This is a genomic window from Flectobacillus major DSM 103 (assembly GCF_000427405.1).
Lineage (GTDB): Bacteria > Bacteroidota > Bacteroidia > Cytophagales > Spirosomataceae > Flectobacillus > Flectobacillus major.
In genome coordinates this window covers 4,879,506-4,892,170 of record NZ_KE386491.1, presented here as the reverse complement: position 1 = coordinate 4,892,170, position 12,665 = coordinate 4,879,506, and the positions used below count along the sequence as shown (strand labels likewise).

The following is a 12,665-nucleotide window of genomic DNA, read 5'->3' as shown; positions in this document are numbered from 1 at the left end:
CCATAATATAATAGATAAACTACCTTTTGCCTGATTGCTGGACAATCTAATTTTTAGGATTTCTCATTGTCCAGTAATCAGCAATTTTATTTGCCCAATAGCAATACAATTGCTGTATTTTCTTGTAAAACGGCACTTTGAAGGGCTGTTTTGCCAAATCTATCTTTCAAATTTTTATCAGCACCATATTGCAACAATAACTTTACAATGGGTGTATGCCCAAAAGTAGCCGCAAAGGTTAGGGCTGTAGCTCCGTTGCCATTTTGTATATTGGGATTGGCTTTGTTTCTTAGCAATAGTTCCTCTATTGTTGTATAACCCTTGAAAGCTGCTCCCATCAGTGCCGTGTTGCCCGAACGGTCGGCGAGGTCGATCGATGCCTTTTTTTCTAATAGATATTTCACTAGCTCTTCGTGTTCGTTGTAAACGGCCAATATCAAAGGTGTAAAACCTTTTGAATCTTGAGCATTTATCGAAACACCCAATTGTATTAGCTCTTTTACGGAAGCAATATCACCATTTCGGCTGGCATCCCAAATAGATACTTGAGCTTTTGACACAAATGATAATACACTAAAAATACATACAAAAGCGATATTTTTCATCTTAAAAATTGGCTAGTTCAAATGATTTTGTAATTGATAAATAGACGTAAGCTGCTCGATAGAAGCTACAGATTCTTGTACTGCCATGCTTTTGAGCCCTACGGCTGGGGCTTTTAGTAATGCTGCCACCATACTATCTATTACACCTTCGGGAAGGTCTTGCTTGTGTTGCTTGAGTTTTTCGGTCAGGATACTTTTGTAGTGTTGCTTCAACGAAGCCAAGAAAGCATTGACGGGCAATGTAGCAAACCACTTTAAAAACTGACCTAGTTCTTGTTCTATGATGGTATTTACTTCAGCTATAGCTTGTTGGCTCAGCACTTTATTTTCATGAATTCTTTCGGCAAGCTGGTCGATATTAATCAGTTTTATATCGCTGTGGCTATTGGTATCTATCTGAATACTTGCTGGTACGGCCAAGTCTATTAGAACTTTGGGATAATGGGCTGTTTGGAAATATGCCTCATGAATTAGCCCTTTGACCCCAACGCTAGAAATCACCACATCGAATGTAGAGAAGTAGGTTGATAGATGCTCGAATGGCAAATAATAATAATTTTCATATTGCTGAGTTATCGCCTGAGCTTTTGCAATAGTTCGGTTTGTAACCACTACATTATCGAATCCCTGAGCGGTTAGGTATTTTACTACATCTTTGGCTATTTCGCCTGCTCCTATCAGCAATACTTTGGCTTGCTTACCTACTAGCCTTTTGGCGTGTTCTACGGCCAAATAGCTTGTAGATTGTGAGCCTTTCAAAAAATTAGTTTCATTACTAATTCTTTTAAAAGCCCTAAATACTTGTTGGAAAAGTCGTTCAAATACACCCGAAATTAGGCCTTTTTCTTGACTGAATAAATAGGCTTTTTTTACTTGTTGAATAATTTGTTTGTCGCCTACCACCATCGATTGCAGGCCAGAAGCCACCTCCATGATATATTGACTGGCATCTTCCGAGGTTTCGATAACCTTGAGTAAATGCCCGCTTATCCATACATTTTTAAACGAAAACATGGCTTCTATCATTTGTTGACTGGTAAACTGGCTAGATTCAAAATATAATTCGGTACGGTTGCAGGTTGACAAAAGTACAAGCGATTTTATATCGGTATGCTGCTGAAACTGCGCCAAAAATTGTAGCGTTTCTTCATCCGAAAACTGTATTTGTCCTCTAGTAGCCACATCGGCATTTTTGAATGAAAGCGAGATTACTTTGATAGTTTGCATGGTTCCAAATAGCTTCTGGCCTTAATAGCCTTTTAAATAAAGTGATATTAAAAAGATTTTATCAAATCGGTATTACGCCGAAGTTGTTAGGTCGTTATTCCTGCCCGAATACTTTGCTATTCACTTTTGAGTAATACATTTCTGATAAAATCTTGTATAGTGTAGCCTATTTTTTGAACATTGCCTCTACTTCTTCGCGGCTAAAGTTAAGTGCTTTGGCTAGTCTTGTACCGTAATCGGTATCGGCAAGGTAGAAATGGCCTACCATTTTGCGAGCAATGTCTTTGTTTTTTACCACACCCAAATCGCCCGAAAGGTTTTTGATAAGGCTTGCCTTTTCGGCTTCAGACAAAGAGCGGTAAAATTCGCCTGCTTGTTTGAAATCGTTGGGTTTGGTAATTTTACTTTGCATTGTAGCTACATTGGTAAACTTTGAAACAGCATATTCATATTGCTCGTTGTCACTAAAACCTTCGGCCGATTGGCTTGGCTGGTAGTTTACGTCAGAGGCTTTTTTACGGTTGCTCAATGCTCCATCTTGGTTATGTGTATTCACTTGTACCTTCGGAGCATTGATTGCTAACTGTTGGAAATTAGCCCCAATACGGTAACGCTGAGTATCGGTGTATGAGAACAAACGACCTTGTAATAATTTATCTTCTGAGGCTTCGATACCCGGCACCAAGTTGGCAGGGGCAAAAGCAGCCTGTTCTACTTCTTCAAAGAAATTACTAGGCACTTTGTTCAAAGTCATTTTACCTACTTTTACCAAAGGCACTAAGTTTTCTGGCCAAATTTTGGTGGCATCGGTTGGGTTAAAATCAAATTTATCTAAATCTTCTGCCTTGATAATTTGTACATACAAATCCCATGAAGGATTATTGCCTTTTTTGATGTTATCATACAAATCTACGGTAGCGTGCTGAAAATCTTGGGCTTGTACTTTTGCAGCTTCGTCGGCAGTAAGGTTTTTTACCCCTTGATTGGTTTTCCAAGTATATTTTACGTAGCTCACTTCGCCTTTGGCATTGATCCATTTATAAGCATGAACCCCTGAGCCGTCCATTTGGCGGTAGTTGGCAGGAATACCATAATCAGAATACACACGTGTTAGCATGTGTGTTGATTCGGGAATATGCGAGAAAAAGTCAAAAAATCGGTTTGGGTCTTGTTTGTTATAAATAGGCGACGGCTTCAACGAATGTACCATGTCTGGAAACTTAATGGCATCACGAATAAAAAACACAGGGAGGTTATTGCCTACGATATCGTAATTGCCTTGTTCTGTATAAAACTTGGTAGCAAATCCACGTGGGTCACGCAAGGTTTCGGGCGAGCCATTACCATGAATTACTGTTGAAAAACGAACGAAAACAGGTGTTGTTTTTCCTTTTGTACTAAACAAAGCGGCTTTGGTATAACGTGAAAATTCGGCATCGGTAACAAATTCACCATAAGCCCCAACGCCTCTTGCATGCACTACACGCTCTGGAATACGCTCACGGTCGAATGAAGCTAATTTTTCAATCAAGTGAATATCTTCTAAAAGTACCTGACCATTTTGTCCTATTGTTTTTGAGTTTTGGTTATCGCCTACAGGAACACCCGTATTGGTAGTTAGTGGATTTTGAGCTGTTACACTAGCTGCTGTCAATACAGCAAAGGCTACGGTGGTTAAGTTTTTCTTCATGTGTTTGTGACTTACTAAATCATTTTATTTTCTGTCACAAAGTTGTTTTAATTATAAATATAAATCAAATTGATAGTTTAAATATAAATATAGATTAAAACTATATCAATTCATTACCAGTGTTTTAACACAAAAGATAAGTCATCCTAAATTTTGGGATAATTTAAAATAAAGACCTCTTGTTTGTGTTGATTGGAATCCACGAGGCAGACCATTGTACTTTTTTCCGACTTAAATCGTACCCTATTCGGAAAAAAAGCACACAACTATAAGGCATTTATTGGCTATTAATCAAACAAGGCAGTCAAAATTAGTTTTTCGACCGCCTTGTTTGATCTAAATATTCAGAATGGCCCATGTTCGGTAATACAGGCAATTAAGCCAAAGGGGCAAATCTTGCAGTAAAATGTCTTAACATGGGTGCTTCGTACACAATCTGATACCCTTTGAGGCTATTTCTGTTTTGGAATACCTCTATAATTACCTCTGCCACATAGTCAATATGGCTTTGGGTATAAACCCTCCTTGGAATAGCCAAGCGTACTAACTCCATTGGAGGGGGTATCAATTGTTGATTTTCATCGTATTTACCAAACATTACACTTCCTATTTCACAAGCCCGCACTCCTCCTTTTTGATATAAGGCTACTGATACAGCCTGCCCTGGAAACTGGTAGGAAGGAATATGCTGGCAAAATCGTTTGGCATCAATATAAATAGCATGACCCCCTGTTGGCTCAATAATCGGTACGCCAGCCGCTAAAAGTTTATCGCCCAGATATTCTACACTTCTGATTCGGTAATGCAAATAGCTTTCGTCCAAAATTTCTTCTAATCCTTGTGCCATAGCCTCTAGATCGCGGCCAGCCAAGCCTCCATACGTAGGAAAACCCTCGGTAACAATCAGTACGTTACGGCACTGCATTGCTAGCTCTTGATTGTTCATAGCCAAAAAGCCCCCAATATTGACCAAAGCATCTTTTTTGGCACTCATGGTCATACCATCGGCATAACTAAACATTTCCTGACAAATCGACAAAATACTTCTGTCGGCATATCCTTGTTCTCGTTTTTTGATGAAATAAGCATTCTCAGCAAAACGACAAGCATCGATAAACAAAGGCAAACCGTATTGGTCACAAACAGCCCGAATATCTTTGATATTTTGCATAGATACTGGCTGCCCTCCACCAGAGTTGTTGGTCACTGTTACCATTACCAACGGAATATGCTCGACACCTCTTTCTTGAATAAATGCTTCAAGCTTTTCGATGTCCATATTTCCTTTAAAATCAGCAATTATTTCGGGGTGCTTTCCTGCTTCGTTCAGCAAATCGACGGCCTCTGCTCCTGCAAACTCGATATTGGCACGAGTTGTATCAAAGTGTGTATTGTTAGGAATTACCTTGCCATGCTCGCCTACTATCGAGAATAATATTTTCTCGGCAGCTCGTCCTTGATGCGTTGGAATAATAAACTTCATACCCGTAATAAGCCTTACCATTTCTTCAAAACGATAAAAACTACGAGAACCCGCATAACTTTCGTCGCCATCCATGATACCTGCCCACTGCTTGGCACTCATGGCCGAAGTACCGCTATCGGTAAGTAAGTCGATGATAATATCTTCGGCTTTTATCAAAAATGGGTTATACCCAGCTTCTTGCAAAATATGGTTACGCTCGGTTTCGGTAGTAAACTTGATTGGCTCAACAGCCTTGATTCTGAATGGTTCGATGATGGTTTTCATGATAATACAAAATAACATACAACCGCAAACCTTGTGTATGGCCATACAAGTATAGGAATGTAAACAAGCAATATATTACTTATTTACTAGTACTAAGTAAACGTACCAAATAAGGTTAGCAATAATCAACGAACAGTCAATTATTTAAAATCACACCTTAGCACTCACCATTTAGCATTCCTACTTATATGCTATATAGGCAATATAACCCACAAACATACCAAGGTATTACCGTCATAAATGTTGTAAAATGATTTTTTGGGCATAGCCTACCAAGAAATAAGTCGATTAAGCAGAATACAAGAAAGCGTCTCTGTCCTTGATATTCAAGAACAAGCCCTTAGGAGACACCAGAGGAATAACAAAGAATGGTTGTATCATTGAAGTTTTCAGTTATAAACATGAAATCTATTTCAAAGATAATAAATAAATCTACGGTTGGCAAAACTTGTTGAGTGGCTTTTTAGAGCAATAGCGTTACCCGCTGTTTGTTTGCGAGCAACGCTATTTTACTATATGGTTTTAGAAAACAATTGATGTTTGGGGTTTTCACGAATCATCCTTTTGTCAAAAGCCATACAAATATTGCGAATAAATGCCTTTCCTGCGTCTAATACTTCTACGCTATTATCGTGCAATATAATAAGGTTATCATCCACAAAAGGGGTGAGTCGTTCTATCAAAGCCTTTTTTTCGGTCAAAGTCCAGTCGTTGTTTTGCCAAGTTGTGTGAAAACGGCAAATCAAATTCAGGATTTGTTCACGAATAAAAAGGTCTTCTTCATTCAGGATATGTCCACGATGCAAAGGCAATTGATTTTGTTCGAGCATGGCCAAATACGCATCTATTTCTTTTACATTTTGAGCAAAAGCGGTCCATGAATCGCTAATCGACGATACCCCCAATCCTATCAACACCTTGGTTTGGGTAGTAGTATAGCCCATAAAGTTACGATTGAGTTTTCCTGCTATTTGAGCTTTGTACATCGAGTCGGTTTTTAGGGCAAAATGATCCATACCTATTTCCTGATACCCATTGGCTTCTAACAAAGCTCTACCTAATTCGTACAACTGCCGTTTGAGTTCGGGGCTTGGCAAGTCATCATCCTTAAAGCCTCGCTGGCCATTGCCTTTTATCCAAGGCACATGAGCATACGAATAAAAGGCTATACGGTCGGGTTGTAAAAGTAGGGTTTTCTGAATGGTGTCGGTCATGCTAGCCAACGTCTGGAAAGGCAAGCCAAATACCAAATCATGGCTAATAGACTGATAGCCAATAGCTCTACTAAGTTGTGTTACTTTTTCGACCTGCTCGAAAGGCTGAAAACGATGAATAGCCGTTTGTACGGTAAAATCATAATCCTGTACGCCATAACTTACCCGTCGGAAGCCTGCATCGTACAATACCTGAAGGTGTTCGGCTGAGGTATTATTGGGGTGTCCTTCAAAACCAAATGCTATTTCGTCCGACAGCTCGGTAGTTTGGAGCAATTCCTTTACCAAAAACTGCAAATTTTCGGGACTAAAAAAGCTAGGTGTTCCTCCACCAAAATGAATCTCTGTTATTTTGGGTTTGGTAGGCAATATTGCCAAATACAAACGCCATTCCTTCAACAAAGCATTAATATAAGGTTTTTCTACCTGATGGTTTCGGGTAATACGTTTATTACAGCCACAAAAAGTACACAAGCTTTCGCAATAAGGCAAATGAATATAAAGGCTTATTCCTTCGCTGGCATTGCTTTTGGCAAAACTCTTTTTCAGACTTTCGAGCCAATGCTCTTCGCTAAAAGTAGATGCTTGCCAGAAGGGTACTGTTGGGTAGCTGGTGTATCGAGGACCAGGAACGTTGTATTTTTGAATAAGATTTTGAGCCATAGCCATTCCAAATATTTCCTCAAAACTACCCCGATTGTACTTCCTCAAAAATGATTTTTATCATACTAAAAACTGCGGTTGATTGGTAACCCACAATATCAAGCCTACAATAAGTATGCTTATCGTGCGTATTTTAGCGGGATAAAAAATGGCAAAATTTCTGATTTATTAGTCTTATTACACGGCCAAAATCAATAATATAGCCATTTGACCCAAATCCCACATCAGAAATACTAAATCAGCAAGACCACCGCACTACCCATATTCCGAAACCACCAACCCAAAATGGCATTTTCCAATACCTTGTATCAAATTTGGTTATTTTCAGATGTGAAAAGCTTACCTTTGCATAAATTATAATAATTAGAAAATTATGCGTAAATTATCAATGGAAGAGCTTAATCGCTTGTCGGCCGAAGAGTTTAAGGCAACTGAAAAGCTTCCTTATATTTTGATACTCGACGATATTCGTAGTATGAACAACGTAGGCTCGGTATTCAGAACAGCCGATGCCTTCAAGGTTGAAAAAGTATATTTATGTGGTATTACCGCAACGCCTCCTCATCGAGACATCCAAAAAACTGCCCTCGGTGCAGATGAAACGGTAGCTTGGGAATATGCGTCGGATGTCGTAGAACTTACCAAGCAATTACAAGCACAAGGATATATAGTAGCCGCAATTGAACAAGTAGAAGGTAGTACCTCATTGTTGGACTTCCAACCTACCCAAGCCCAAAAGTATGCTTTTGTTTTTGGAAACGAAGTTTTTGGCGTAAACGAACAGGTAGTAAAACAAGCCGATTTGTGCCTCGAAATACCCCAATATGGCACTAAGCATTCACTGAATATTTCGGTAACTGCTGGTATTATTAGTTGGCATTATGTAGCTGGTATTATGAAATAACTTAGTAATCGATTGACATACTGAGTTTCATCGACACAAATCAGTCTCTAATGTTAAATTTTTTGCCCAAATTGAAAACTTAACACAAAAAACTTTTTTCCCTTTGGGCATTTTTATACTTTCGATTTCTTAATAATTATTTAACAATATTTTAATATTAATACGTTATGAAATCTGATAAAAAGAAACTTTTCGATGAAATATCAGCGAGCGTTTTGTCTAAACTGAAAGGTTTGAATGAAAAAAGTGCTAAAAAATTAGTAAAAGCTGTTGACAAAGCCACTGAAGATGTAGTAAAAAAATTCACTAAGCTTCAAAAAGAAGAAGAAGAAGCCAAAGAAAAAGCTGAAAAAAAAGCTGCTGAAAAGGTAAAAGAACAATCGAAAAAAGTAGCAAAAGCCAAAGCTAAAGAAGCTGAAAAAACAGCACTTAATGCCAAAATTGCCCTTGTTACCAACGCTGAATCTACGACAGAAGAACCATCTACTAAGAAATCTAAAAAAGCTGCTAGCAAAAAAGATTCCGCTCCAGAAAGTACTCCCGAAGATGCAGAAACCACTCCTGAAGAAATCGCATAATTAGCCTTCTATCATTATAATAAAAGAGTTTGTCAAAAAAAATAACACTTTTTGGCAAACTCTTTTTCTTTTGTAGTGTAATTATCAGTGCTACCAAGCGACTCATACCCAAAACTAAACCAGTATCCTATGTCTTATATCTTAGAGGCACAAAACGTTGTAAAGCGTTATGCCGACCACACTGCACTTAGTGGCGTTAGTATTCAAGTGCCACATGGCTCTATCTTTGGCCTGCTTGGCCCCAACGGTGCGGGCAAAACATCTTTAATCCGTATTATCAACCAAATTACAGGACCCGACGAAGGTCAAATTTTGCTAGATGGCCAACCTCTACAACCCAAACATGTTGAAGATATTGGCTATTTGCCCGAAGAACGTGGCCTTTATAAAAAGATGAAAGTTGGCGAGCAATTGTTATATCTTGCCCAACTCAAAGGAATGTCGAAAAGCGAAGCTACCGAAAAGCTAAAACAATGGTTTGTCAAATTCGATATTAAAGAATGGTGGGGCAAAAACGTTGAGGACTTGTCGAAAGGGATGCAGCAAAAAACCCAGTTTATCGCTACTATTGTTCACGACCCCAAATTGATTATCTTGGACGAACCCTTTTCGGGCTTTGACCCTATTAATGCCAATTTGCTCAAAGACGAAATTTTGGCCTTAAAACAAAAAGGCTCAACTATTATATTTTCTACACACCGTATGGAGTCGGTAGAAGAACTTTGCGACAATATTGCCTTAATCAATAAGTCGAAAGTAGTATTGCATGGCGAAAAGAAAGAAGTTAAAAATCGTTTTAGAGACAACTCCTATACCCTCGACTTTACAGGTAACCTCACTAGCCTTCCTGCTTCTTTCCAGATTTTGAGCCAAACCCACTTAGGCGATGGTTTACAAAGGGCCCATATTCGCTTAGAAAACGGTGTAGGTATAAACCAACTTATTAGCGAGGTGATTCAGCAAGTAGAACTGAAAGGTTTCAACGAAAATATTCCTTCATTCAATGAAATATTTATTAAGGTTGTGGGCAAAGATGCCAATGCCATTCTTTAAACAATAATAACCTTTTCAACTTTTACCAAAACAAGCTAAATCATATTGACATGGATAAGATTTTATTAATTATACAACGTGAATACACAACAAGGGTAAAAAAGAAGTCTTTCTGGATAGCCTCTATCCTTGTACCTTTTCTTATAGCGGCGGTATACACCATTCCTGTGTATTTATTCCTCAACTCAGACGACAGCAAAAATGTCGTTATTATTGACGAAAGTGGCCTATTCAAAGACAAAATCAAGTCTGAAGGCGATTTTACCTATATTTTCAAAAATAAAACTTTTGAAGAAGCTAAAAAAGACCTCATCAAAAGCAAAGATGATGTATTGGTACATATCGAAAAAGATATTATTTCTAATCCAAAAGGTGTACAAATTATTGGTAAAAAAACCGTTGGTATTGGCACACAACATGGTATTCAAAGCAAAATTCAGAGTGAGCTCCGCAACATAAAACTCACTCAGGCAGGTATCAACCTCAAGGTATTGGAAGACAACAAAATTAATATAGATGCTCAAACATTTACCCTCAGCGAAGACGGCGGTGAAAAAAGTAGCAATTCTGGCGGAGCCATGATTCTAGGTGGATTTTTCGGAATGTTACTTTATATTTCGGCTTTTTTGTATGGCTCGCAAGTAATGAATGGTGTTATTGAAGAAAAAAGCAACCGTATTATAGAGGTGATGGTTTCGTCGGTACGTCCATTTCAGTTGATGCTCGGCAAAATTATTGGTGTTGGTATGGTGGGGCTTACTCAATTTTTGCTTTGGGGAGTTTTAACCTTTGGAGCGTCTAGTATTGCTACATCTATTATGAGTAGCAAAATCGAAGAAAAAGTACAGGCCAAAGTAAAAGCAGGATTGAGCAAAGAGGAAATCAAGAAATTTGAAACAAGTGTCAAAGAAGAAAGCCCATTGAGTGGCATTACACAAACTATCGAGAACGTATCTTTAGGCAAAATGATTCTTTGCTTTTTGTTGTATTATATTGGCGGATACCTGCTTTATAGCTCGATGTTTGCTGCTATTGGCTCGGCTGTCGAAAGCCCAACAGAAGCACAGCAATTTATGTTTCCCGTCACAATTCCGATTATCTTATCGTTTATCTTGGCTCAGTTTATTATCCAAAAACCTGATAGTTCACTGGCATTTTGGGCCTCTATTATTCCATTTACTGCTCCTATCGACATGATGGTTCGTTTACCATTTGGGGTATCTAACTGGGAAATAGCCCTATCACTGGCATTATTGGTTTTGGGCTTTGTAGGAACAACGTGGTTGGCTGGCAAAATTTACCGTGTGGGTATTTTGATGTATGGCAAAAAACCAAGCTGGAAAGAAATGTCAAAATGGATATTCTATAAAGGATAAGCAAGCATCAATTATAAACTACGCTACAGTAATCATTCAGCTACGAAGGGGAATTGAAGGTTTTACTTTCAATTCCTTTTTCTTTTCAAAAGCCTTTCTCTGAGCAAACCTACCTTAGCGTCTCCTTTTATAACTCAATTTTAAGACCATCATACGCCAAACGAACATTGGCTGGTAGCTCTTCTTCTACCTCACTATGCAGGCCCATTTGGTGGCTAATATGCGTAATATAAGCCTTTTGGGGTGCTACTTTTGCTATCACTTCTAATGCCTCGGAAAGCGAAAAATGCGACAAGTGCTTTTCTTTTCGCAAAGCTCCAAGTACCAATACCTTCGAGCCACGCACTTTCTGTAGCTCTTCGTCCGAAATATGGTTTACATCAGTAATATACGTAAAATCGCCAATTCGGTAGCCAAATACAGGAAGCTTAAAATGCAACACTTCGATAGGTGTCAGCTTAACTCCTTCTATTTCAAAGGGTTTATTGGTAATAGTATTAAGATTAATTTGTGGAATGCCGGGGTATCTTATTTCGGCAAAGGCATAAGCAAACTCTTGTTTGATTTGTTCCAAAACCTGCTCACGGCCATAAACAGGCATATCCTTTCTTTGGAAAAAATTGTACGCCCTTACATCGTCCAACCCTGCGGTGTGGTCTTTGTGTTCATGTGTAAAAACGACAGCATCAAGCTGATGGATACGTTCACGCAACATCTGTTGACGAAAATCTGGGCCAGCATCAATCACCAAGCTTTTTCCATCCACTTCAATGTGAATCGAAACACGCAAACGTTTATCACGATAATCTAATGAGCGACACACTTCACAATTGCAGGCAATTACAGGAACACCCTGCGAAGTACCAGTGCCAAGAAAGGTAATTTTCATGTAGAAAAGGAGTTGGGGAATTAGGTTGTTGTTGCCAACCTAACATCACTAAACAAGAAAATCCAAAGGATTAACTTGGCATGCTAATCCTTTGGTGGGCTTTACCTTGATTTGAGGACAAAGGGGTAAAGGGAAATATTACTCTGTAAGAGCTTTTACTTGAGCCACCAGTGAATCAAAGTTCAATGGTTTAGCCAACATATCATCAAAACCTGCAGCCTTGAAGTCGTCCATTGTATAGTTACGTGCATTTCCAGTAATAGCAATCATTGGAATTTTCGCTTTGGCTTCGTCTTTCAACGAACGCACCGCTCTAGCACACTCCATACCGTCCATTACAGGCATATTTATATCTAGCAACAAAATATCGAAATCTTCTTTTTCCATTGCATCTAATACCTGTTGGCCATTTTTCACAGAATGGATTTCAAAGTTTTGGAATTCCAAAATCTTTTTAGCAAGGTTTTGAATGACTGAGCTATCTTCAGCGATGAGGACTTTCTTCATATTTTTTAGGTAAATAATTGATTATTTTCGGGGTAAAGATAAAAAATGATTTCGGATTTTTGATGGTAATTTTCCTATTTGACAAGGAAATTCTTATGTAAAAATACTTATTATTGAACAACTCTCTAAGAAAAATACAACAATAAATTCGTAACAAAGCGTTTCTTTTGTATCGCTAACAGATTGCCAATTTACAGATTCTATCTCAA

The 12,665-nt window shown here is 38.4% G+C and carries 11 protein-coding genes; 4 read left to right on the top strand and 7 right to left on the bottom strand.

Annotation, left to right across the window (positions count from 1 at the left end):
• Window positions 1-86: 86 nt before the first annotated feature.
• The 5 genes from FLEMA_RS74580 to hemN form a co-directional block, all read right to left on the bottom strand.
• Window positions 87-605: an ankyrin repeat domain-containing protein gene (locus FLEMA_RS74580; RefSeq protein ID WP_044173762.1), complete on the bottom strand. Its 519-nt coding sequence runs from the start codon at window positions 603-605 to the stop codon at window positions 87-89.
• A 12-nt stretch (window positions 606-617) separates the two neighbouring features.
• On the bottom strand, window positions 618-1,832 hold the full coding sequence (gene hemA / locus FLEMA_RS74575; RefSeq protein ID WP_044173760.1) for a glutamyl-tRNA reductase: 1,215 nt from the start codon (window positions 1,830-1,832) through the stop codon (window positions 618-620).
• A gap of 166 nt (window positions 1,833-1,998) precedes the next feature.
• Window positions 1,999-3,522 carry a catalase gene (locus FLEMA_RS74570; RefSeq protein WP_044173758.1) on the bottom strand — a complete coding sequence of 508 codons (1,524 nt, stop codon included), beginning with the start codon at window positions 3,520-3,522 and terminating at the stop codon, window positions 1,999-2,001.
• Window positions 3,523-3,898: 376 nt separating this feature from the next.
• A complete protein-coding gene (locus FLEMA_RS74565) occupies window positions 3,899-5,272 on the bottom strand; it encodes a tryptophanase (protein WP_044173757.1) in 1,374 nt (457 codons plus the stop codon).
• A gap of 512 nt (window positions 5,273-5,784) precedes the next feature.
• A complete protein-coding gene (gene hemN, locus FLEMA_RS74560) occupies window positions 5,785-7,149 on the bottom strand; it encodes an oxygen-independent coproporphyrinogen III oxidase (RefSeq protein WP_044175246.1) in 1,365 nt (454 codons plus the stop codon).
• A gap of 373 nt (window positions 7,150-7,522) precedes the next feature.
• Here hemN and FLEMA_RS0157130 point away from each other — a divergent pair, with 373 nt between their 5' ends.
• The 4 genes from FLEMA_RS0157130 to FLEMA_RS0157095 all read left to right on the top strand — a co-directional run bounded on the left by FLEMA_RS0157130 (window position 7,523) and on the right by FLEMA_RS0157095 (window position 11,060).
• Complete coding sequence (locus tag FLEMA_RS0157130; protein WP_044173756.1) at window positions 7,523-8,053, top strand: RNA methyltransferase; 531 nt, start codon at window positions 7,523-7,525, stop codon at window positions 8,051-8,053.
• A gap of 167 nt (window positions 8,054-8,220) precedes the next feature.
• Complete coding sequence (locus FLEMA_RS77005; RefSeq protein WP_044173754.1) at window positions 8,221-8,631, top strand: hypothetical protein; 411 nt, start codon at window positions 8,221-8,223, stop codon at window positions 8,629-8,631.
• A 129-nt stretch (window positions 8,632-8,760) separates the two neighbouring features.
• Window positions 8,761-9,684 carry an ABC transporter ATP-binding protein gene (locus FLEMA_RS0157100; RefSeq protein WP_026997990.1) on the top strand — a complete coding sequence of 308 codons (924 nt, stop codon included), beginning with the start codon at window positions 8,761-8,763 and terminating at the stop codon, window positions 9,682-9,684.
• A gap of 50 nt (window positions 9,685-9,734) precedes the next feature.
• The gene (locus tag FLEMA_RS0157095; RefSeq protein WP_026997989.1) at window positions 9,735-11,060 is read left to right on the top strand and encodes an ABC transporter permease; all 1,326 of its coding nucleotides are present in this window, start codon (window positions 9,735-9,737) and stop codon (window positions 11,058-11,060) included.
• A gap of 127 nt (window positions 11,061-11,187) precedes the next feature.
• Here FLEMA_RS0157095 and FLEMA_RS74550 read toward each other — a convergent pair whose 3' ends face one another.
• Both FLEMA_RS74550 and FLEMA_RS74545 read right to left on the bottom strand, forming a co-directional pair.
• A complete protein-coding gene (locus tag FLEMA_RS74550; RefSeq protein WP_044173752.1) occupies window positions 11,188-11,949 on the bottom strand; it encodes an MBL fold metallo-hydrolase in 762 nt (253 codons plus the stop codon).
• A 138-nt stretch (window positions 11,950-12,087) separates the two neighbouring features.
• Window positions 12,088-12,456 carry a response regulator gene (locus tag FLEMA_RS74545; protein ID WP_044173751.1) on the bottom strand — a complete coding sequence of 123 codons (369 nt, stop codon included), beginning with the start codon at window positions 12,454-12,456 and terminating at the stop codon, window positions 12,088-12,090.
• Between the last annotated feature and the right edge of the window lie 209 nt (window positions 12,457-12,665).

Bases quoted from the DNA above. Each gene is read 5' to 3' on its own strand.
- FLEMA_RS74580 (WP_044173762.1), bottom strand. From the start codon at position 605: ATGAAAAATATCGCTTTTGTATGTATTTTTAGTGTATTATCATTTGTG.
- hemA (WP_044173760.1), bottom strand. From the start codon at position 1,832: ATGCAAACTATCAAAGTAATCTCGCTTTCATTCAAAAATGCCGATGTG.
- FLEMA_RS74570 (WP_044173758.1), bottom strand. From the start codon at position 3,522: ATGAAGAAAAACTTAACCACCGTAGCCTTTGCTGTATTGACAGCAGCT.
- FLEMA_RS74565 (WP_044173757.1), bottom strand. From the start codon at position 5,272: ATGAAAACCATCATCGAACCATTCAGAATCAAGGCTGTTGAGCCAATC.
- hemN (WP_044175246.1), bottom strand. From the start codon at position 7,149: ATGGCTCAAAATCTTATTCAAAAATACAACGTTCCTGGTCCTCGATAC.
- FLEMA_RS0157130 (WP_044173756.1), top strand. From the start codon at position 7,523: ATGCGTAAATTATCAATGGAAGAGCTTAATCGCTTGTCGGCCGAAGAG.
- FLEMA_RS77005 (WP_044173754.1), top strand. From the start codon at position 8,221: ATGAAATCTGATAAAAAGAAACTTTTCGATGAAATATCAGCGAGCGTT.
- FLEMA_RS0157100 (WP_026997990.1), top strand. From the start codon at position 8,761: ATGTCTTATATCTTAGAGGCACAAAACGTTGTAAAGCGTTATGCCGAC.
- FLEMA_RS0157095 (WP_026997989.1), top strand. From the start codon at position 9,735: ATGGATAAGATTTTATTAATTATACAACGTGAATACACAACAAGGGTA.
- FLEMA_RS74550 (WP_044173752.1), bottom strand. From the start codon at position 11,949: ATGAAAATTACCTTTCTTGGCACTGGTACTTCGCAGGGTGTTCCTGTA.
- FLEMA_RS74545 (WP_044173751.1), bottom strand. From the start codon at position 12,456: ATGAAGAAAGTCCTCATCGCTGAAGATAGCTCAGTCATTCAAAACCTT.